This window comes from Devosia sp. Leaf64 (assembly GCF_001421945.1).
GTDB lineage: Bacteria > Pseudomonadota > Alphaproteobacteria > Rhizobiales > Devosiaceae > Devosia.
The window spans coordinates 151368-171544 of the sequence record NZ_LMLO01000006.1 but is presented as its reverse complement, the minus strand read 5'-3'; the positions used below and the strand labels follow the sequence as shown (position 1 = coordinate 171544).

Annotated in this window: 18 protein-coding genes, 1 other RNA gene and 1 pseudogene; 8 read left to right on the top strand and 12 right to left on the bottom strand. The window is 60.6% G+C overall.

The features are described 5' to 3' along the window. Window positions 1-103 precede the first annotated feature (103 nt). Window positions 104-1528 carry a DNA recombination protein RmuC gene (rmuC, locus tag ASE94_RS04610; RefSeq protein WP_062629385.1) on the top strand — a complete coding sequence of 475 codons (1425 nt, stop codon included), beginning with the start codon at window positions 104-106 and terminating at the stop codon, window positions 1526-1528. A gap of 144 nt (window positions 1529-1672) precedes the next feature. Here the strand turns inward: rmuC and ASE94_RS04605 are convergent, their stop codons facing one another. Next, window positions 1673-1891 carry a DUF2945 domain-containing protein gene (locus tag ASE94_RS04605; protein ID WP_348270950.1) on the bottom strand — a complete coding sequence of 73 codons (219 nt, stop codon included), beginning with the start codon at window positions 1889-1891 and terminating at the stop codon, window positions 1673-1675. 211 nt (window positions 1892-2102) lie between these two features. On the opposite strand from ASE94_RS04605, the gene ASE94_RS04600 reads away from it, so the two are divergent. The 3 genes from ASE94_RS04600 to ASE94_RS04590 all read left to right on the top strand — a co-directional run bounded on the left by ASE94_RS04600 (window position 2103) and on the right by ASE94_RS04590 (window position 5929). Further along, the gene (locus ASE94_RS04600) at window positions 2103-3650 is read left to right on the top strand and encodes a Do family serine endopeptidase (protein ID WP_061907705.1); all 1548 of its coding nucleotides are present in this window, start codon (window positions 2103-2105) and stop codon (window positions 3648-3650) included. A 169-nt stretch (window positions 3651-3819) separates the two neighbouring features. After that, window positions 3820-4491: a response regulator transcription factor gene (locus ASE94_RS04595; protein ID WP_061907704.1), complete on the top strand. Its 672-nt coding sequence runs from the start codon at window positions 3820-3822 to the stop codon at window positions 4489-4491. A gap of 4 nt (window positions 4492-4495) precedes the next feature. After that, window positions 4496-5929 carry a HAMP domain-containing sensor histidine kinase gene (locus ASE94_RS04590; protein ID WP_062629383.1) on the top strand — a complete coding sequence of 478 codons (1434 nt, stop codon included), beginning with the start codon at window positions 4496-4498 and terminating at the stop codon, window positions 5927-5929. A gap of 160 nt (window positions 5930-6089) precedes the next feature. Here the strand turns inward: ASE94_RS04590 and recR are convergent, their stop codons facing one another. From recR to ASE94_RS04565, 5 genes and pseudogenes are all read right to left on the bottom strand, one after another. Next, window positions 6090-6680, bottom strand: a complete 591-nt coding sequence (gene recR / locus ASE94_RS04585) for a recombination mediator RecR (protein ID WP_062629382.1) — start codon at window positions 6678-6680, stop codon at window positions 6090-6092. Between the two features lie 124 nt (window positions 6681-6804). Further along, window positions 6805-7128 (bottom strand): YbaB/EbfC family nucleoid-associated protein, encoded by a 324-nt coding sequence (locus tag ASE94_RS04580; protein ID WP_062629381.1) that lies wholly within the window; start codon window positions 7126-7128, stop codon window positions 6805-6807. After that, window positions 7125-8936 (bottom strand): annotated as a pseudogene (locus ASE94_RS04575) (DNA polymerase III subunit gamma/tau); the annotation flags it as partial. The gene ASE94_RS04580 and the pseudogene ASE94_RS04575, both read right to left, overlap by 4 nt. 110 nt (window positions 8937-9046) lie before the next feature. Beyond that, an RNA gene (gene ffs / locus ASE94_RS04570) (signal recognition particle sRNA small type) lies at window positions 9047-9142 on the bottom strand. Window positions 9143-9272: 130 nt separating this feature from the next. Beyond that, window positions 9273-10121: a DUF817 domain-containing protein gene (locus ASE94_RS04565; RefSeq protein ID WP_244483971.1), complete on the bottom strand. Its 849-nt coding sequence runs from the start codon at window positions 10119-10121 to the stop codon at window positions 9273-9275. A gap of 119 nt (window positions 10122-10240) precedes the next feature. Between ASE94_RS04565 and ASE94_RS04560 the strand changes: the two genes are divergently transcribed. Continuing rightward, the gene (locus tag ASE94_RS04560; RefSeq protein ID WP_062629379.1) at window positions 10241-11095 is read left to right on the top strand and encodes an LOG family protein; all 855 of its coding nucleotides are present in this window, start codon (window positions 10241-10243) and stop codon (window positions 11093-11095) included. Window positions 11096-11145: 50 nt separating this feature from the next. Here ASE94_RS04560 and ASE94_RS04555 read toward each other — a convergent pair whose 3' ends face one another. The 3 genes from ASE94_RS04555 to mscL form a co-directional block, all read right to left on the bottom strand. Beyond that, window positions 11146-11781 carry a response regulator gene (locus ASE94_RS04555; protein WP_062629378.1) on the bottom strand — a complete coding sequence of 212 codons (636 nt, stop codon included), beginning with the start codon at window positions 11779-11781 and terminating at the stop codon, window positions 11146-11148. Between the two features lie 282 nt (window positions 11782-12063). Continuing rightward, window positions 12064-14058 (bottom strand): BCCT family transporter, encoded by a 1995-nt coding sequence (locus ASE94_RS04550; RefSeq protein WP_062629377.1) that lies wholly within the window; start codon window positions 14056-14058, stop codon window positions 12064-12066. Window positions 14059-14218: 160 nt separating this feature from the next. After that, complete coding sequence (gene mscL, locus ASE94_RS04545) at window positions 14219-14662, bottom strand: large conductance mechanosensitive channel protein MscL (protein ID WP_061907696.1); 444 nt, start codon at window positions 14660-14662, stop codon at window positions 14219-14221. Window positions 14663-14824: 162 nt separating this feature from the next. Between mscL and ASE94_RS04540 the strand changes: the two genes are divergently transcribed. Next, window positions 14825-16447 carry a hybrid sensor histidine kinase/response regulator gene (locus ASE94_RS04540; protein WP_062629376.1) on the top strand — a complete coding sequence of 541 codons (1623 nt, stop codon included), beginning with the start codon at window positions 14825-14827 and terminating at the stop codon, window positions 16445-16447. Window positions 16448-16565: 118 nt separating this feature from the next. On the opposite strand, the gene ASE94_RS04535 is transcribed toward ASE94_RS04540, so the two are convergent. Continuing rightward, the gene (locus ASE94_RS04535; RefSeq protein ID WP_062629375.1) at window positions 16566-16955 is read right to left on the bottom strand and encodes a PRC-barrel domain-containing protein; all 390 of its coding nucleotides are present in this window, start codon (window positions 16953-16955) and stop codon (window positions 16566-16568) included. 75 nt (window positions 16956-17030) lie between these two features. Next, the gene (locus ASE94_RS04530; RefSeq protein WP_062629374.1) at window positions 17031-18641 is read right to left on the bottom strand and encodes an EAL domain-containing protein; all 1611 of its coding nucleotides are present in this window, start codon (window positions 18639-18641) and stop codon (window positions 17031-17033) included. A 142-nt stretch (window positions 18642-18783) separates the two neighbouring features. Here ASE94_RS04530 and ASE94_RS04525 point away from each other — a divergent pair, with 142 nt between their 5' ends. Further along, window positions 18784-19041, top strand: a complete 258-nt coding sequence (locus ASE94_RS04525; RefSeq protein WP_061907692.1) for a hypothetical protein — start codon at window positions 18784-18786, stop codon at window positions 19039-19041. Then, a complete protein-coding gene (locus ASE94_RS04520; RefSeq protein ID WP_061907691.1) occupies window positions 19041-19337 on the top strand; it encodes a hypothetical protein in 297 nt (98 codons plus the stop codon). The genes ASE94_RS04525 and ASE94_RS04520 overlap by 1 nt, the downstream gene beginning before the upstream one ends. Window positions 19338-19401: 64 nt before the next feature. Here the strand turns inward: ASE94_RS04520 and ASE94_RS04515 are convergent, their stop codons facing one another. Next, window positions 19402-20067, bottom strand: coding sequence for an OmpA family protein (locus ASE94_RS04515; RefSeq protein WP_061907690.1), 666 nt, complete (start codon window positions 20065-20067; stop codon window positions 19402-19404). Window positions 20068-20177 lie beyond the last annotated feature (110 nt).

Genomic DNA, 20177 nt, shown 5'->3' with positions numbered 1-20177 from the left:
AGTGATATGGCGTCTTGAGGCCAATCGGTCAACAGCGGAGGTCGTTTACGCCCGGCGCAGAATAGAACATTTTAAGAACGGAAGAATCGGGTAAACTGATGCCATGAGTGAATTCGACACGATTTTGTTTATGGCCGGCTCGGTGCCGGTAACCCTGGGCCTCGCGCTGGCGATTGGTTTTTTGCTGCTCGTCGGCTTGGCCTTTGTGCTGCTGGTCGGGAATGCGCGGGCCAATGCCGAGCGCGCGGAAGATGCGGCGCGGGAGGCTAGCGACAATCTCAAGGCGAGTTTTCTCGAACAGATCGCGCAGCGCGACATGCGCATCCGCGATCTCGACTTGGCGCTGGCGCGTGAACGGGAACGCGCGGCAGATTTGCTCGACAGCGAGCGTGACAAATCGAGTGGGCTGACGGCCGAGCTTGCCGCCATGCGCACCCGGCTCGACGAGCAGGCGCGGCAAAACGAAGCGAACCTCAAACGCTTTATGGATGCGCGCCAGCAGATGACCGACGAGTTCAAGGCCATTGCCGGCGATGTGCTCAAAAGCCATGGCGAGACATTTACGCGGCAAAACCGCGAGCAGGTGGATACGCTTCTCAAGCCCTTGCAGGACAAGATCACCGAGTTTCACAAAAACCTCGTCGAAGATCGCTCCGCCATGGGCGAGCGCATTCGCGCGCTAGCCGAGAGTAATCTGCAGATCACCACCGAAGCGCAGAATCTTACGCGCGCGCTGAAGGGGTCGTCGCAGACCCAGGGCGCGTGGGGGGAAATGATCCTCGCAACCATTCTGGAGCAATCTGGGCTGCGCGAAGGCGAGCAATATTTCGTCCAGCAGAGCCATAGCGGCGAGGATGGGCAGCGCGTCCGGACCGACGTTGAAATCCTGATGCCGAATGGCGACCGGCTGGTGATCGACTCGAAAGTGTCGCTGACGGCGTTCGAAGCCTTCGTAAACAGCGCCGAATTGGATCGGGACCAGCATTTGCGGGCGCATATCACCTCGGTGCGTGGGCATATCACGACGCTGGGGGACAAGAGCTATCATCGCGCCGCAAAGTCGAGCCTTGATTACGTGATGATGTTCGTGCCGATCGAATCCGCGCTCGCAACGGCCATCCAGCATGATGCCAAGCTCGTCGAATTCGGGATGGGCAAGGGTGTCATGCTGACGACACCGACGACGCTGATGACGGTGCTGCGCACCGTCCGCAATGTGTGGGACATCGAAAAGCGTCACCAGAACGCCGAGGAAATCGCCGAGCGCGCCGGCGCGCTTTACGAGAAGGTGGCCGGGTTCTTGTCGACCATGGACAAGGTCGGCACGAGCATCGAGCGCGCGAGCCAGGATTTTGCCAAGGCCAAGGATCAGCTCTCGACGGGCCGTGGCAATGTGGTGCGGCAGGTTGAGATGCTGCGCGAATTGGGCGCGAAATCGGGGAAGAGCTTGCCGGCGGGTTGGGACGGCGGGAGCGAGGAACAACCGACCTTGCGGCTCGTGGTGGATGAGCCGGGGGATCGGAATTAGAGGCTGGTGATTGGGGCTTCACCCCCTCCCAGCCTCCCCCATCAAGGGGGAGGTGGCGCACCGAGTATGAGGCACGATCTATTCAAGGCCACTAGCCAAACACCTCTCCCTTGATGGGGGAGGCTGGGAGGGGGCCCCGCGACACTACCTTCCAACCGCGCTCAATTCACTCTTGCTCTTGAGCACCTTATCGCCGTCGTCTTGCTCGATGAGGTAAGCCGGCTCGGCCTTGCTCGCTTCGCGTGTCACCTTGGTGCCTTTGATGGTCTTGGTGACGTCCTTGGTAAAGCGCTCAACGATCTTGCCCTCGGCCGTATTGGCGCCCCACTTCCAGCTGACTTTCGAACCCTTGCGAAATGCCATTTTCATCTCCGTTTTCGGAGCAATGGAAAATGGTGCGCAAATGTTCCTTGTGGCCCAAATGGGGCTGATCACGTCTCGTCGCGCCCCCCTGCCGCAATGCTGCCTGCAACATTGCGAAAGCTTAATGTGGGCGCAACTTCACAGAAAGGCGCGACGTTCCATATGTAATCCCACAAGCTGTTGAGAGCTTTTTCGAAGGAGACTATTCCTTATGCGTCCCACTCTTCTTTCGCGTACGCGCCGTTGGCTTGGAGCATCGGCCCTGGCGCTTCTGGTCGGTGTCGGCGGCGTATCCACAGCCTTCGTGCTGACGGGTCAGGCTGCCAATGCTCAGGTGCGCAATGTCGCCCAGATCGCGGTTCCCGAAGTGAACCAGCAGGGCTTTGCCGACCTCGTCGATGCGGTCAAGCCGGCTGTGGTCTCCATTCTCGTTGAAGCTCAGGAACCGGCGTCCGGCCCAAGCGGCGGCCCTGCTGGTCCCGGCGGCCCGCGCGGCCGTGATTTCCAGTTCAATTTCCCCGATCTTCCGGAAGGCCATCCTTTCCGTGACTTCTTCGACCAGTTCGGTGGTGCTCCCGGCGCCCCTGGCGGCGGCGAAGCCAAGCCACGTCAGTTCATGGCAGCCGGCTCGGGCTTCATCGTTTCGGCTGATGGCTATGTCGTAACCAACAATCACGTCGTTGCCGACGCAACCAAGGTCACCGTGATCTTCGAAGATGGCACCGAACAGGTGGCGACCGTTGTCGGCACCGACGAGCGGACCGACCTTGCCGTTCTCAAGATCGAAGGCAAGGACCTGCCCTTCGTGACCTTCGAGGACCAACCAAGCCGTGTTGGCGATTGGGTGGTTGCCGTGGGTAACCCGTTCGGCCTCGGTGGTACCGTGACCGTGGGCGTCATCTCGGGTGCTGGCCGCAATATCGGCGGCTCGAACTATGGCGACTTCCTGCAGATCGACGCTGCCGTCAATACCGGCAATTCGGGCGGCCCGGCCTTCAACACCAAGGGTGAAGTGGTCGGCGTCAATACCGCCATCTATTCGCCCAATGGCGGCAATGTCGGTATCGCCTTCGCCATCCCTGCACACACGGTCAAGCAGATCGTCAACCAGTTGATCGACACCGGTACGGTGACCCGAGGCTATCTCGGCGTCTCCATCCAGGACGTCAGCAAGGACATTGCCGATAGCGTTGGCCTGACCACGGCCAAGGGCGCGATCGTGCGTGAACCGGCTGCCGATGGCCCTGCAGGCGCTGCGGGCGTCAAGTCCGGCGACATCATCACCGCCGTCGATGGCGACAGCATCGATGACGCGCTTGACCTCAGCCGCACCATTGCCGGCAAGGCCCCGGATTCGACCGTCGAGCTGACCATCTGGCGCGATGGCGCCGAGCAGAAGGTGAGCGTCAAGCTGACCCAGCTTAAGGAAGATGCTGGCCAGACTGCCCCGAGCACACCGACGCCTCCGGCTGACGTGCCGGAAAGCACCTCGATGCTCGGCATGACCCTCGTGCCTAATGGCGACGGCTCGGGCGGTCTGCTGATCCAGGACGTGCAGCCCGATAGCTCCGCTGCCCAGCGTGGCCTTGCCGTTGGCGATGTCGTGCTCGAAATCGACAATAAGCCGATCAATTCGGTTGCCGATTTTGAAGGCGCAGTCTCTGCTGTTCAGGGCAAGGGGCTCGCAACGGCTCTCGTCAAGGTTTCGCGCGACGGTGAAGCCCGCTTCATCGGCCTGCCGATCAACGAAGAGGGCTAAGGCTCTCTTCTTCCCACCGCGCCTGGAGGCGGTTCCCTCCTGCATCCAGCGCGCTTCTGCCGGCTCCGGGGTCATTCCCGGGGCCGTTTTTCAAACTGGGTCGCGATGCGATCTTTGCGATTTTGCATTTGCCCATTACTGCTTGTTGAGTTGAGCGCGGAGCGTCGGCGTGAAGATTTTGTTGATTGAAGACGATCGCGAAGCGGCCAGCTATCTGATCCAGGCTCTGGACGAAGCGGGCCATGTCACCCACCACGCCGCCGATGGCGAAACCGGCTATGCCATGGCGTCGGGCATGGATTATGACGTGCTGATCGTCGATCGCATGCTGCCGCGGCGCGATGGCCTCTCCATCGTCGAAAGCCTCCGCGCCGAGGCCGACCAGACCCCCGTCCTGATCCTGTCCGCCCTCGGCGAAGTCGATGACCGCGTGACGGGCCTTCGCGCCGGCGGCGACGATTACCTCACCAAACCCTATGCCTTTACCGAACTGTTGGCGCGTATCGAAGTCCTGGCGCGGCGATCGAGCCCGGCAGAAGCGGCCACGAGCTATAGCGTTGCGGGCCTCTCGCTCGATCGGCTGAGCCGCAAGGTCGAGCGCGACGGAGAATCCATTCTCCTGCAGCCGCGCGAATTCCGGCTGCTCGAATATTTGATGAAGAATGCCGGCAAGGTCGTGACCCGCACCATGCTTCTTGAAAATGTCTGGGATTATCACTTCGATCCCCAGACCAATGTCATCGACGTCCATATGTCGCGTCTGCGCTCAAAGATCGACAAAGGTCACGACAGCCCCCTCCTCCACACCGTGCGCGGCGCGGGCTACATGATCCGCGAGTAGACCTGTGAGCCGTTTCGCGCAGGTCTGGCGCACCTCGACGGTCCGCCTCACCGCGACCTTCATCGCTATTTTCGTGCTCTTTGCCATTTTGCTGATGGGCTTCATCGGCTGGCAATCGAGCGTAACGATCCAGCGCCAGCAGGCCGACGATATCGACCGCGAAGTTCGGCTTTTCCAGCGCATCGAGGCAACGCAGGGCATTCGCGCGCTCGCCTTTGCGCTCAATCGCCTGTCGAGCCAGCCGGGGCCGGGCGTTTACTATCTCGGCGATGCATCGGGCCAATATCTCCTCGGCAATATGACCGAAGTACCGCCCGATGTGCTGATCGATCCCGGCGTCTATAGCTTTGATTATGACCGGCCTGATCCGCTTGGCCCCGAAGCGGGCCCACCCGGCGGCCCTGCCGGTGGGCCGCCTGATCCGCCGAAGCGGGCGGGCGTGGCGCTGGTGCGTTCGGTGGAACTCAACAACGGCATGCGGCTCGTCGTCGGGCGCGATGTCGTCGAACGGCGCGGCTATTCGGCCATCATTCTCCAGAGTTTCCTGGTCGGCGTTGTCGGCATCATCGTCTTTTCGATCTTTGCCGGCGGGCTGACAGCGCGGCGCGTCCTCAAACGCATCGACACCATTCGCGATACCTCGACCAAGATCATGTCGGGCAATCTGTCCGAACGCGTGCCGATCACCAAGCGCAATGACGAATTCGATGGGCTGGCGCGCAATCTCAACGCCATGCTCGACCGCATCGAACAGCTTTTGCAGGGGCTCAAGGAAGTCACCGACAATGTCGCGCATGACCTCAAGACGCCGCTGACCCGCCTTCGCAATCAGGCAGAGGGCGCGCTGCGCGATACGGCGAGCCCCGAAACCAAGGAGAAAGCGCTCGAAACGGTTATTGCCGAAAGCGACAAGCTGATCCAGACCTTCAATGCGCTGCTGATGATCGCGCGTGTCGAAGCCGGCGCGCCATCAGGCGCTTTGTCGGAGATCGATGTCAGCACCATCGTCGCCGACGTGACCGAGCTTTATACCCCGGTGGCGGAAGATGAGGGCATCACCATCGAGGCAACTATTGCCGAGGGGGTGATGCTGCGCGCCAATCGCGAACTGATCGGCCAAGCCATGGTGAATCTCCTCGAAAACGCCATGAAATATGCCAAGCCCGAAGACGGACGCGATGGCAAGATCACGGTGGATCTCCGGCGCGAGGGGACGCAGGTGGTCCTAGCCGTGGCGGATAATGGGCCGGGAATTCCAGAAGCAGATCGCCTACGGGTGCTGGAACGGTTCGTGCGGCTCGAAAAGAGCCGATCCGAACCCGGCTCCGGGCTAGGATTGGCGCTGGTCAATGCCGTGGCAAGATTGCACGGCGGGACGTTCAGGATCGAGGATAACGGGCCGGGGGTGCGGGCGGTGTTGGAGCTGCCTGAAGCATGACGGCGACGAGCCCTGTCTCGCCTCTCTTCCCTCGGGCTTGACCCGAGGGTCTCTCTGACCACGCCACGTGGCTTGTGGCCCCCCCCAATAGGCCCTCGGATCAAGTCCGAGGGAAGAACGGTGATTGGGGTGACAAAGCGGCACTCAACGGTGGCGTAAGCTAAATCTGCGTCCGCGCCCGCAACGCCTGGCTCAGCGTGCCCTCGTCCAGATAATCGAGCTCGCCACCAATCGGCACGCCGTGTGCCAACCGCGTCACTTTGGCCCCCGGCCCCAGCCGGTCGGTGATATAATGCGCCGTCGTCTGGCCATCCACCGTCGCATTCATCGCGAGGACAATTTCGGAATAATCCCCTGCCCGCCGCGCCAGACTATCCAGATTGAGATCATCGGGCCCGATGCCATCGAGCGGCGATAGAACACCGCCGAGCACGTGATATCGCACCTGGCCTGCCCCTGCGCGCTCGAGCGCCCAGAGGTCGGACACGTCTTCGACGACGATCAGAATGCCGCTTTCGCCGCGGCGCGGATCGGAACAGATCGAGCAGGGGCTTACGGTGTCGACATTGCCGCAAATCTCGCAGGTGCGGACGGCGGCGACAGCGCGATCGAGCGCCGCCGAAAGGGGCAGCATGAGCTGCTCCTTTTTCTTGATCATATGCAGCACAGCGCGCCTGGCCGAGCGCGGCCCCAGGCCCGGAAGCCGGGCCAGAAGCTGGATCAGTTGCTCGATTTCAGGTCCGCCGGACATTTTTGCGACTTGGCTCGGTGTGTTTCACGTCCACCACGTCATCCCCGCGAAAGCGGGGATCTCAGAACGGGATTCCCGCTTTCGCGGGAATGACGCCATGTCGGTGGAGAGTGCGGAAGAAAGATCAGAACGGAAACTTCATGCCGGGCGGGATGGGCAGACCTGCCGTCACTTCGCTCATCCGGCGCTGCACTTCGGCTTCGCTCTTACCCTTGGCGTCGTTGAAGGCGGCGACGATCAGGTCTTCGAGCACTTCAATCTCTGACGGATTGGCAAGCGATGGATCAATCTTGAGACCTTTCAAATCGCCTTTGCCGGAGAGCGTTACGGTGACGAGGCCACCGCCGGAGCGGCCTTCAACGACCATGTCGGCAAGTTCGGCCTGCATGGCCTCCATCTTGCCCTTCATTTCGCTGGCGGCCTTCATCATGCCCATGATGTCTTTCATTCGTCGTCCTCTTCGGTGGGTGCGGGGGCGATTTCTGGCAGGGCGGCGTCTTCGTCCCTGACGGTGACGTTAACGAGCTTGGCCCCGGGAAAGGTTTCAAGAATGGCTTTGACAAGTGGATCTTCGTGCGCTGCGGCCGTCGCCTCGACCTTGCGCTGATCGCGCTCCTGTCGGATGGTCATGCCTTCGGGCGGCTTGCTTGAGACCATGACGAGCCAGCGTTGACCCGTCCAGGTCTGGAGGCGCGCCGAAAGCGTCGCGATCATGCCGGGATCGGCATTCTCGGCCAGGGCCACTTCGATGCGGCCCTGCTCGAAGGAGATCGGGCGCATCTGAGATTCGAGCGCGAGTTTTACGAGGACATCGCGCTTGGCGGTCGCGAGGGCGATGAGGTCCTTGTAGGTCGCGACGGTCGCTAGCGCCGGCTGGGGTACGGGCTGGGGCGTGACCACCCGAGGCTCAACCGAAGCGACAGCCTGCGGCTGCGCCGTGGTGACCGCCTGTGGGCGCGTGACAGGCTGCGGTTCGGCAACGGCGATAGTCATGGGCGCTTCGACACGCATTGCCGAGGCGCCACCCCCGCCAGTCGTCAGGCCACGCGGCGCGGGCGGGCTGAGCGGCGCATTGGAGAGCACCTGGCCGGAAAGCTTGGCGATAACCTCATCAGGGCTTGGCAAATCCGCCGCGTAGGCGAGCCGGATTAGCGTCATCTCAGCCGCTTGCAGCGCATTGCCGGCGCGACCGGTTTCTTCATTGCCCTTGAAGAGGATCTGCCAGGCGCGGGTCAGCGCGCGCATAGGAAGGCGCTGGGCCAGATCGCGGCCACGGCTCTTTTCGTCGGGGGTCAGAGAGGCATCGTCGGCCGCCGCGGGCACGACTTTTATGCGCGTGACGAGGTGGGTGAATTCGGCGAGGTCCGCGAGCAGCGTCTGCGGATCGGCGCCGAGATCATAGAGTTCGCGCAATGCCGTCAGCGCTTCGGCGACACGGCCGCCCATGACGTCTTCGAAAAGATCGATGATGCGTGCGCGATCGCCGAGGCCCAGCATGGTCTTGACAGTTGCCGCGGTGACAGTACCGCCCCCATGGGCAATGGCCTGGTCGAGCAGCGAGAGCGAGTCGCGAGCCGAGCCTTCGCCGGCGCGGACGATCATGGCGAGAGCATCGGCTTCGAACCCGATGCCTTCGAGCCCGAGGATCTTTTCGAGATAGGCCGTCATCACATCTGCCGGAATGCGCCGTAGATCGAAGCGCTGGCAGCGCGACAGGATGGTGATCGGGACCTTGCGGATCTCGGTCGTCGCGAAGATGAACTTTACATAGGGCGGCGGCTCTTCGAGGGTCTTCAAAAGGCCGTTGAAGGCCGCCGTCGAGAGCATGTGCACTTCGTCTATGACATAGACCTTGTAGGGCGCCGAGGCCGGTCCGTATTTGACCGAGTCGATGATCTCGCGGATGTCGCCGATGCCGGTATTGGAAGCGGCGTCCATTTCGATGACGTCGACATGCCGGCCCTCGATGATAGCGCGGCAGTGCAGGCCCTCGGTTTCGAGATCAAGCGTTGGGCGGCGGCCGTTTTCATCTTCATAATTGAACGCACGGGCGAGAATACGCGCTGTCGTGGTTTTGCCCACGCCGCGTACGCCGGTCATGATGAAGGCGTGGTGGATGCGGTTTTGCGCAAAGGCATTGCCCAGCGTCTGCACCATGGCGTCCTGCCCGACGAGCGTCGAGAAATCGCGCGGGCGATATTTGCGGGCCAGCACCAGATAGGGCGTGGTCTGAGCGTCAGCCATTTTTGCCCTCCATTGTCGGTGCTCGGTGGAATCTGCGTGAAGTCATGGCGCAACCATAGGGCAATGGCACGCAACCCGCAAAAGCATGGGCACGAAAACATCGGATTCAAACAGGGAATTGAAGTAGGAGGCTGGCATCGACCCGTGAGGATCTCGTTGGGGCTGCTTCCTTCCGGACCTGACCCGGTTGGCGAGGAACACGTCCGCGCCAACCTCCCGATGGGCTATATGCGGATTCTTGGTGCAAGATGCAAGAGGCGTCTACCCAGGTAAGGCCATCCCGAAGTCACCAATCGAGGCAGCAAATTTGTGATGCCGTTTGACTATGTGCGACGGCACAGAGCTTGATCAGTTCAGGAGAACTCCATCTTTGGAATATTGACGTGGCTGGTGAACGAGCGTGACCAACACAACCGAAATCAGCATCAACAGGTACCAGGAGCCAAGCTTTTCCCAACTGACCAGTGACCAACCGTCAGCTTGGCTCGGATAGATCCACGCTCTACTCCACGTGCCGATGTTTTCCGCAATCCAGATGAACAGGGCGACGAGGAGGAATGCGAGCAGCATGGGCATGCGGTGCCGGAAGCGAAAGACGCGGTAGTGCATGAAGCTGCGCCCGTAGAGAACCACCACCGCGGCAAAGAGCAGCCAGCGGAAATCATAAAAATAGTGGTGGGTGAAGAAGTTGACATAGATGCCGAGCGCAACGATCACCGTCATCCACACCGGCGGATAGCGCGTGAAGGTGATGTCGAAAATGCGCTGAATACGCGCCATATAGGAGCCGACGCAGGCATACATGAAGCCGGAAAAGAGCGGCACGCCGCCAATGCGGAAGAGGGCATCGTCGGGATAAATCCAAGACCCGACAGAGGTTTTGAACAATTCCATCCCGGTGCCCACGAGATGGAAGATCAGGATGACGCGGGCTTCGTCGAGCGTTTCAAGCTTGAATAGGACCATGCCGACCTGAATGGCGATGGCCGCGAGGAACCACAGGTCGTAACGGTTGACCCCGATTTCTGGCCACCACAGGCGGGTGATGATGATCATGCCCAGCATCAGCCCACCGAACAGACACGCCCAGGCTTGTTTGAGACCGAAGACGAGGAATTCGACAGCGCCATCGCCGACCTTGCCGCGCGGCAAGCGTGAGAGCAAAACGCGGGCGGCCGCATCGATCCTGGCTTCCACACTCGTGAAGTGAATGGCACGCTCCGCCCTTGCCCCCTGCCCCAGCACTGGATAAGCCCTGATCAAATGCGCCGAATTGTGGCGCGCCGGCTTGGGCCGGATCGGAACGGAGAAGCTTCTTGGCCAGACGTCACCCGACACCTTTGCGCACGTCCGAGCAGGATATTGCAGCCGCGAAGAAGGCTCCATCAACGCCGCAGACGGAGAATCCGGCTTATCGGCTCGCCTTTGCCGACGATGAATTCCTGACCTCGGAAGACACGCGTGGCATTCGCTTCCAGCTCGAATACCTCAAGACCGAGCATCGCCTGCGCGAGCGCGGGATTCTCTCGACGGTTGTGCTCTTTGGCGGTGCGCGCATTCCCGAGCCGGGCAAGCCGGCATGGGCGGCGAAGAACGAAACGCAAAAGCGCAATCTCGAAGCGGCTTCGCGCTATTATGAGGAGGCACGGCGTTTCGCGCAGCTGGCGAGCGAAACCTCGGCGCAGTCGGACTACAAGGAATATGTGGTGGTGACCGGCGGCGGCCCGGGCGTCATGGAGGCAGGCAATCGCGGTGCGGCTGATGTCGGCGCGCCCTCGATCGGGCTCAATATCGTTTTGCCGCACGAGCAGGCGCCGAATATTTACGTGACGCCCGATCTCTCCTTCAACTTCCACTACTTTGCGACGCGCAAGATTCATTTCCTGCTGCGCGCCAAGGCGGTGGCCGTCTTCCCCGGCGGGTTCGGCACGCTCGATGAGTTCTTTGAAACACTGACGCTGATCCAGACCGGTCGCATGGCGAAGGTGCCGCTCTTGCTGTTCGGCAAGGAATTCTGGACCAAGGTGATCAATCTGGAGGCCCTGGCCGAAGCCGGGACGATTGCGCCGACCGATCCTGAGCTCTTCACCATCGTCGATACGGCTGAAGAAGGCTGGGATGTGGTTCGGGCATTCTACGAGCTACCTAAGGCCGAGGGGCACAGCCAGTAGGCAAGTCGTCTGCTAGGAATATATCCCGGCAGCAGGCACTTTGGTTTCGTCTAGCTCGTCAACACGATCCGCATGAGATCGGCCGTGTTCTTGGCGCCGAGCTTTTCCATGACGCGGGCCCGATGCACCTCGATGGTGCGCGGGGATATGCCGAGATTGCGGCCCGCTTCCTTGTTCGATTGACCATTGGTGATCAATTGCAGCACTTCGCGCTCGCGCGGCGTGAGCTGGGAAAAGCCCCGCACCTCCACCGGTCGTCGACCGGCTTGCATGGCACCGAGATGGACGTCCCGGCGCAAGGCATCGCGGATGACGGTGAGCAGATGCTCGCTGTCGATGGGTTTGGAAACCACATCGGTGGCGCCCAGCTTCATCGCCGTTACAGCCGCTTCGAGTTGCGGCGCATTGGACAGCATGACGACCGGAATACCGGCGTGGAGCGCCTTGATCCGCCGCAGCAGCGGCAGGCCACTATCCTGCCCGACCGCCAGATTGATCACCGCCACATCGATGCGCCGCCGCTCGAGCATGGCAAAGAAATGGGCCGCATCGAGCGAAAACGCCGTCTGAAACCCTTCGAGCCTGAACAGAACGCTCAGGCCCTCGCAGATAACGGGGTCGTCGTCCACGATGTGGATCAACCGGTCCCGGTTTAGAAATGAATGATAATAGGTGTCGTCGTTCATCGTGCCCAAAGCCCCTTTGGCAGGTTCGAATACCTTCCGGGCCGGAGCCGCACTGGCAGGGAGCAAACGTTTCCACCGCCCTCCGTCCCAAGTCACCCCGGTATTTTGCTCTAGGTGGTGATGCCGTTCGATCTGGGATGAATACGTAGGGGCCACTACCTATATATTTAGGTATATTTGCCTATTCTGTTTGTGTCAATGACGATATTCCTAACTTGGATGTACGGAATCTCTCCTCCGGTGGGCGGCAATCGAAAGCAGCTACCTAGCTCTGGTGGCCGATCACACTCCTGATTCGTGCTCGGGTGCGGCGTGCATGAGTTGCACCTCCGGAGATTGCACCAGCGCGAGATATCGCTCGAACTGAACAAGCACATCTCCGATCAACTGATCGCGATTCATGCCCATGATGTTGTATCCGCGCCCGCCGCTCGAAAAATAGGTTCGGGCCTCGTAGCGCTGTTCGGGCATTTTCGCGCTCATGGGAGACAGTGTGGCCTGCGGGTGCGATACCAAGCTTACGCCGTAGACGAAATCGCGTACGCCTTCTGCCGGAGAGCGCAAGGCGATGGCACCATTGGCTTCTTCCACCACCTGCGTTTCGCGTTCACGGGAGCTCAGTTCGGCTGCAACCTGTTCGAGCGCTGGCCGCACTTGGTTGGCAATGAATTTTTCGACCTGTACTTTGGTTGGAGCATGCATCATCAGCCCCAGGCGTCTTTGCCAGGTCAGCCCCGAGGCAGGTTGTGCCATTGGTACATGTGCATTTCCGCCATGGGCTTCCTGCTGGGCAAGATCGGCCCGCATACCAACATAGAGCGACCAGACAAGAGCAAGCATGACGATGCTGAACGGCAAGGCACTGGCGACCGTCACCGCCTGTAGCGCACTGAGACCGCCAGCCAGCAACAGCGTTGCGGCAACCACGCCTTCGAGAACGCACCAGAAAATGCGCTGTCCTATTGTCGTTTCCGTTTCCCCGCCTGCCGAGATGGCATCGATCACGAGCGAGGCGGAGTCTGCCGAGGTCACAAAGAAAATGGCGACGAGAATGACGGCCAAAGTTGATGTGATCAGCGGGAAAGGCAGATATTGGAAGAACTGAAAAAGCCCAACCGAAATATCCTTTGAGATGGCAGTGCCAAGCTGGCCGGCGGCAACGCCCATGTCTACGGTAATCGCGGTATTTCCAAACACCGTCATCCAGATAAAGGTGAAACCAGCCGGGATGAAAAGCACCGCGGTGACGAATTCACGCACCGTGCGCCCGCGCGAGATGCGGGCTATGAACATGCCCACAAATGGCGACCACGAAATCCACCACGCCCAATAGAACAGCGTCCACGCGTCAATCCACGGCGTAGGACTATAGGCATAGATGTTGAAAGTGCGCAGCACCAAGGTGTCGAGATAAAGGCCAAGATTTTGGACAAAGTCGCGCAGCAAGTCTGAAGTGGGCCCAACTGCCAGCACGAACACCATAAGCAATATCGCGACGACGAGGTTCAGTTCGGAGAGAATGCGGACGCCCTTATCAAGTCCGGTGGTGACCGACAGCGTGGCAGCCGCAGTGACGATAGCAATGACCGGAAGTTGGACTTCAGGTCCGATCGGCCAACCAAAGAGATAGTTGAATCCGGCGCTAATCTGGGAAGCACCGGTGCCGAGCGAAGTTGCGAGACCGAACATGGTGCCAACCACGGCGAAGATATCGACGGCGTGGCCGATCGGCCCGTGGATGCGCTCCTTGAGCAGCGGATAGAGGCCGCTGCGAATGGTCAATGGCAGATTGTAGCGATAGCCGAAATAGGCGAGCGAGAGGCCGACGACCGCATAGATGGCCCAGGCATGGAGCCCCCAGTGGAAGAAGGTCACCGTCATCGCTTCGCGGATCGCCGCGGCGGTGCGCGGATCGGCCGTCGGTGGCGCCATATAATGCGTCATCGGCTCGCCGACGGCATAGAACATGAGGCCAATGCCCATGCCCGCTGCAAACAGCATGGCGATCCAGGAGACGAAGCTGAAATCGGGCGTCGCGTCATCCGGCCCGAGCTTCAAGCGCCCGAAGCGTCCGAGGCACATGAGGAGGACAGCGACGAGAAAGATGCCGACGGAGAGCAGGTAAAACCAGCCGAACTGGTTGAGAATGCCTGCCTGGAGCGAGCGGAAAATCTCTTCGGCGTTGGCGGGGAAAAGTGCGCCGACGGCGAGGAAGAGAAAGATGATGATCAACGCGCCGAAGAAAACCGGCGGGTTGATGATGAAGGGTTTGAACATCGACGCTCGCAAACCGGCTGCCCATCCCCCAGGGATGTCTGCACCTCAGCCGATATGATCTATGTAAAACCCTGCCCTCTCTCAGAGTTCCAAGACGCAAGCGATTTTGGTGGTGCGGCCCGAACGGAATGCGCCTCCATTCGGGCCAACCCGGAGATGACTAGATGCGCGGTGTCGCGCGCAGGGCGTCGCGAATTTCGGTGAGCAGCACTTCTTCCTTGGTCGGCGCAGGCGTCGTTTCGACTGGTTCCTTGGCCGCTTCGCGCTTGAGGCTGTTGATGCCCTTGACGACGAGGAAGAGCACGAAGGCGATGATGGTGAACTTCACCACGGCATTGATGAAGAGGCCGACATTGAGCGTCGAAACGCCAGCGGCCTTGGCAGCAGCGACGGACGGCACGGCAACATTGTCGGGATTGGAAAGGACAACGAAAAGATTGGAAAAATCGATGCCGCCGATGATCAAGCCGATCAGCGGCATGAAGATATCGTCGACGATGGATGAGACGATGGCGCCAAAGGCGGCGCCGATGATCACGCCGATGGCGAGATCGATCATATTGCCCTTGACGGCAAAATCCCGGAATTCCTTCAATACGCTCATGGGTTCGACCCTCCCGATCCCTCAAAGAGCCGCTTCTGCATGACGCGGCAGGAGTGCCAGCATTTCCGAGCCTGCGCCGTTTTGCAATGGTCCGTCTGTCGAACTTGCACGCTGTGCTGTGGAGGCCGATAAACAGCCAGCAGTTTCAGCTTCCGGTTTCCCATGACGCCATCCTTTGCCGACAGTTCGGCCAGCATCCGGCTTGCCATCGACTATCTGCCGCAAGGCGTCGCGGTGTTCGATCCGGGCCTACGGCTCGTCGTGTCCAATCGGCGCTACAATATGCTGCTTGCCGTGCCCGAGGATCTGGTGCGCGCGGGAACAGCGCTGTTCGACATCGCTCTCTTTCTGGCGGAGCGAGGCGATTTCGGGGTTGGCGATGCGGCGAGGCTCGCTATCGAGCGCATCAATGTGCTGACGTCAGCGCCAATCACCGTGACCCAGCGCATGGGCAATGGCGGTCAGGTGCTGGAATTTCATTCGAGCCGCCTTCCCGATGGCGGGCTCGTCGTCAGTTTTACCGATGTCACGGCGCGCGTCAAAGCCGAGCGGGAACTTGAAAGGATCAACCAGACGCTCGAGGGCCGCGTCGAGCAGCGCACGGCAGACCTGACTCGGCTCAATAGCGAGCTCGAAGTTGCCCGCGCCAAGGCGGACGCAGCCAATCATGACAAGACGCGCTTTCTCGCGGCCGCCAGCCATGACCTCTTGCAGCCGCTCAATGCCGCGCGGCTTTACACCTCGACACTGATCGAGCGCGCGAAATCCACCGCCTTTGCCGAACTCGCGACCTCGATCGAAGCCTCGCTTACCGCGGTCGAGGAGATCATGTCGGCGCTGCTCGATATTTCGCGCATCGACAGCGGCAATCTCAAACCCGCGCCGACGCCCGTCGCCGTCCAGGAACTGTTGCGCAAGGCCGAGGTGGAATTCGCGCCCCTTGCCCGGGAGCATAATGTGAAGCTGCGGATCGTGCCGACGCGCACAACGGTCATGGCCGATCGCGCGCTTGTTGGCCGTATTGTCCAGAACCTTGTGTCCAATGCCATCAAATATACTCCGGCGGGCGGCAAGGTTTTGGTCGGCCTGCGGCGCCGGGGCAATCGCCTCAGGCTCGACGTCGTCGATACCGGCATCGGCTTCAACCGAGACCAGCATCGCCTGGTCTTTGCCGAATTCTCCCGGCTCGACCGAGCGGCCCGCATGGCGCAGGGGCTGGGCCTTGGCCTTTCCATCGTGCAGCGCCTCGTGACGGCACTCGATCTGACGCTCGAACTCGACAGCCGCGAGGGTCGCGGGTCGCGCTTTTCGCTTTATCTGCCCATCGTGCGCAATGCGCGCCCGGCACAGGGCGAACGGCGCTTGTCTTATGAGGACCAGGTCGGCACGCTCAATTTCAAAGTGCTTTGCGTCGATAATGAAAAGGCCATTCTCGAAGCCATGCAGGGCTTGCTCGAACATTGGGGCTGCGATGTGCGCGTCGCTCTATCGCTCAAGCAGATCGACCGCGAGCGGCTCCTCGAAGGCTGGTATCCTGATCTTGTCCTGATGGACTATCACCTCGATCAAACGTCGGGCCTCGATGCTATCGAATGGCTGCGGCACAATCTCGGCGGGCATCTGCCGGCGGCGCTCGTCACCGCTGATCGCAGCCCGGCCGTCCGGGCTCTCGCCGAGGATCGCGGCATTCTCGTTGTCACGAAACCCGTAAAACCCGCAGCGCTGCGCGCAACGATCAGCGGGCTTGCCAACCAATCGGGGCGCAGTACGCGGCCGACCAAATAAAAAGGCCGGAACCCAAAGGTGCCGGCCGCAATATAAAATCGATGAAAAATCTTCAACAAAGGGACTGGTCATTAAACGGGCGAGGCGACCGGAAGGTTCCGGCCGCCAAGAGAAAAATCTAGATCCAGTACGGCGTGACGCCATAATAGTCGTAGACGCGACGGCCGTTCTCTTCGGTCCAGTACTCGTCGTCTTCGCGCTCATAGCGCGGTGCGCCTTCGAGCTGGTCCTTGGTCACATCGACGCGGTATCCGCCGAGACCTTCATCATAGTTGAGCTTGGACCAGGGCAGCGGATAGTGATCGTTGCCGATGCCGAGGAAGCCGCCAAAGCTGAGAACAGCGTAGGATACCTGGCCCGAGCGCTTCTCGACGAGAATGCGTTCGATCGAGCCGATATGCTCGCCGTTGGGGTCATAGACCTTGGTGCCTTCAACCTTGTCCGAGGCGATCAGGTCATGGGTTTCTTTGACATTGGCGTCTGCGGTGCGAACGTCATCATAGGCCATTTTGGTCCTCCTTGGTTCGGATGAGACCGGAAAACGCGACCTATCGCGTGGAGTTGCAGACAAAAGGTTTTGTGATCATGCGACAAGCCGGGTGGTTTTGTCGCAAAAGCGCTCTTCTTCGGCAAGGAAATGGGCAAAGGCCGGCGGATTGAGCGGGCGCGAGATATAGTAGCCCTGAGCGATATCGACTTTGCCGGTATTTTTGAGGCGAGCGAGACAAACTGCACTTTCAACGCCCTCGACAACGACCTTGCGCCCAGCCGCCTGGACGAGATCGATCGCGTGATCGAGCATATTGGCCATGACCGACCCTTCCGGCGCCATGGCAAAGCTGCGGTCGAGCTTGACGCCATCGACCGAAAGCCCGGCAAGGGTATGCATGGACGAATAGCCCGAGCCAAAATCATCGATGTAGATGCGGGCGCCATAGCGGCGCAATTGCTCGATTTCGGCCTGTGCCGTGCTCAGATCGATGGCGCCGGTTTCGACGATCTCGATGACGAGATCGAAGGCGGAATCGGGCATCAGAAATGGCGCAAAGATTTCGAGCAGCAGCGCAGCGTTGAGATCTTGCGGGAAGATATTGAAATTGACCTGCAGGCGCTGGCCAGGCGCCATGATCGCCAAGAGATCGGCATAGGCGTGAGCGACGATGTTGGCTGTGAATGGCATGGTCAGCCGGTGTTTTTCGACCAGTGGAATGAACCGGTCGGGAAAGACCATAGCGCCATCGACGTCGCGCCAGCGCGCGAGCACTTCGCAGCCGACGATCCGATCATCATCGAGACCATAGAGCGGCTGATAGGCGCATTCGAGCCCCTGCCCTGCCTTAAGCTGGCGGAGAAAGCGCTGCTCGAACGACCAGCGGTGCGCAAGCAACTGACAGGCCCTGCCGGAAAGCCAGGTCGCCAGAATAGCGCTGACCAAGGCGCCGAGTGCCAGCATGGGCGCACCGCGCGCGATAACATAGGTCGGCGCCGCTCGCGCGGCGATGCAGTTGAGCCCGCCAAGATCACACTGCACATCCGTCAGCCCCGACTCGATCAGCGCGAAGGGCCCGGTCTTCTCAGCCACGGCTTGAGCATAAAGCCCGTCATTCCCGCCGATTGGCCAATAGCGGCCGTCGGTTGCGTGGATGACCACTTGCATATCGAGCGCATCGGTCGAAACCCGTGCCGGCTTGCTCATGGGGAGGACGAGCCCGAAATTGCCATCCACGGCAAAAATGCCGCGCATGCCCGGAAGGCCGAGAAGTCCGAGATCCCGATCGATCCAAAGGGTCGGCATATCATCTGTAGCCGGAATGTCGGCCATTTCGAGCATTTGTGGCGTCTCAAGGCGCCCATTATTGGCCGAACAAAGGATCCGGCCATTCTCAAAATAGAAGAGTTCGTTGATGCCATCGGGCAGGAAGGCGACGCGGCGGAGCTGAGAAATATAGGCATCCGAGCAGATATCGGCCGTCAGTTCCTCGTTCATCACCCCAAGCGTCTGGGTCGAGGCCGAACGCGCGCGGGTTACGCTTTCCATGGCGCGGGCCACTTCGTTTCCCATGCCCTGGCGCAGATCGCGGAAGACGAGAAGCATGGTCATGGCAAAGAGCAGCACGAAGCTCAGCACCCACAGCGCGGTTCTCACCCTGCGCTGCTGCTCCGCCGAAATCAGAAAGCTTACGAAGCTGCTCATTCTTGCGCCCCTGCCCGATGAAAGCATGCCCAAGAGAGTCTCAAAGCCCAGTTAATCCGGGCCGGCACTTTGACTGCATGGAACTGTCCGCCACGCCAGAACATTTCCTTGGCAACACTCAAATTGTTTGCGGAGGAAGGACATGGTTCTCGGTAGTCTCATCGCCCAGATGACTGGACGCGATAACCTGACCCCCATGCAGATTGCCCAGCACAGCCTCTTCACCGCGCGTGAAAAGCTCGACCTGCTCAATCAGCTCAAGGCCGACGCGACGAGCGCCGCGGCCGAAGGCAAGGAATTCGGCTTTACCGCCGGCGAAGTAGATGAAGCCATCACCCATGTGCGCGAGGGCGTGCAGGACGGCGTTGGCACCGAAACCGTGCTCAAGGGAGATTTCTGATGGCCAGCCAGGACGTTCCGCCGGTTGCAAGCAGCGCCAATGTCGATTTTCTCGTCGATGAAAAGGGATCGCGCATCGATGTGCCGCCCGATTCAGCCATTCATGCCACCGGCGATGCGGAAGCCGCTATCGGCGGCACCAGCCCGACCAATTGGTGGCTCTATGGCCTGATCGGCCTTGGCATCGTCATCGCGCTAGTTCTCGCCATGCAGATGTTTTCGGGCGCACCGGGCACCGATGTGCAGCCGGGCACGCCGACCGCTGAGCCCGTCGCCGAACAGGTTACGACGCAATAAGCACTCCGTAACCACAAACAAAAACGCGGCCCATCGGGCCGCGTTTTCTTTTGAGTAGAACCGATCAGCCGCGGATCGGCGAAATCTGTATTTCGACGCGGCGGTTCTGCGCCTTGCCTGCTTCGGTGGCGTTCGACGCGATCGGGCTCGAAGCGCCCTTGCCCTCGATATAGAAGCGGCGCTGGTCGATGCCCTGGCTCGACAGGATCGTCGCGACCGAAACGGCGCGGCGCTGGCTGAGCTCGTTATTGTGCTGCGCGCTACCAGTCGAGTCGGTGTGGCCGTACACATCGACGATGGTCTTGTCGAACTTCTTGAGCACGAGCGCCACGGAAACCAGGGTCTGGTTGAACTGTGGCTGCACCGTCGACTGGTCGGTCGCGAAGGTGATGTTGGACGGCATGTTGAGGATAACCTGATCGCCAACGCGGGTCACGGAAACGCCGGTGCCCTGAAGCTGTGCGCGCAGCTCGGCTTCCTGCTGATCCATATAGGAGCCGATAGCCGCGCCGCTGAGGCCACCGACACCAGCGCCGATCAGCGCGCCAACGCGCGGATCACCGCCGACTGCCGCGCCGACGATGGCGCCCGCAATGGCGCCGCCGCCGGCACCGATCAGGCCGCCGCCTGCCGTGTTCGAAAGCTGGGACTGGCCGGTATAGGGATTGGTGGTGGTGCAAGCGCTGAGCGCCAGGGTGGCTGCAAGCGCGACGAGAACCTTGGACTTCATCTTTTCCCCCGAAGGAATCTAAATCTGGCCTTGATTGGCTGTGGAATACGGCAGGAGCGTGATGGGGCGAAGATGCTGAACATTGGATGAACGCGGGCCAAATTAGCCCG

Coding starts and splice junctions, on each gene's coding strand:
- ASE94_RS04515 (WP_061907690.1), bottom strand. CDS start 20,067: ATGAAGTCCAAGGTTCTCGTCGCGCTTGCAGCCACCCTGGCGCTCAGC.
- ASE94_RS04540 (WP_062629376.1), top strand. CDS start 14,825: ATGACGCCATCCTTTGCCGACAGTTCGGCCAGCATCCGGCTTGCCATC.
- ASE94_RS04535 (WP_062629375.1), bottom strand. CDS start 16,955: ATGGCCTATGATGACGTTCGCACCGCAGACGCCAATGTCAAAGAAACC.
- ASE94_RS04605 (WP_348270950.1), bottom strand. CDS start 1,891: ATGGCATTTCGCAAGGGTTCGAAAGTCAGCTGGAAGTGGGGCGCCAAT.
- ASE94_RS04550 (WP_062629377.1), bottom strand. CDS start 14,058: ATGTTCAAACCCTTCATCATCAACCCGCCGGTTTTCTTCGGCGCGTTG.
- mscL (WP_061907696.1), bottom strand. CDS start 14,662: ATGAGCGTATTGAAGGAATTCCGGGATTTTGCCGTCAAGGGCAATATG.
- ASE94_RS04525 (WP_061907692.1), top strand. CDS start 18,784: ATGGTTCTCGGTAGTCTCATCGCCCAGATGACTGGACGCGATAACCTG.
- rmuC (WP_062629385.1), top strand. CDS start 104: ATGAGTGAATTCGACACGATTTTGTTTATGGCCGGCTCGGTGCCGGTA.
- recR (WP_062629382.1), bottom strand. CDS start 6,680: ATGTCCGGCGGACCTGAAATCGAGCAACTGATCCAGCTTCTGGCCCGG.
- ASE94_RS04530 (WP_062629374.1), bottom strand. CDS start 18,641: ATGAGCAGCTTCGTAAGCTTTCTGATTTCGGCGGAGCAGCAGCGCAGG.
- ASE94_RS04520 (WP_061907691.1), top strand. CDS start 19,041: ATGGCCAGCCAGGACGTTCCGCCGGTTGCAAGCAGCGCCAATGTCGAT.
- ASE94_RS04600 (WP_061907705.1), top strand. CDS start 2,103: ATGCGTCCCACTCTTCTTTCGCGTACGCGCCGTTGGCTTGGAGCATCG.
- ASE94_RS04555 (WP_062629378.1), bottom strand. CDS start 11,781: ATGAACGACGACACCTATTATCATTCATTTCTAAACCGGGACCGGTTG.
- ASE94_RS04580 (WP_062629381.1), bottom strand. CDS start 7,128: ATGAAAGACATCATGGGCATGATGAAGGCCGCCAGCGAAATGAAGGGC.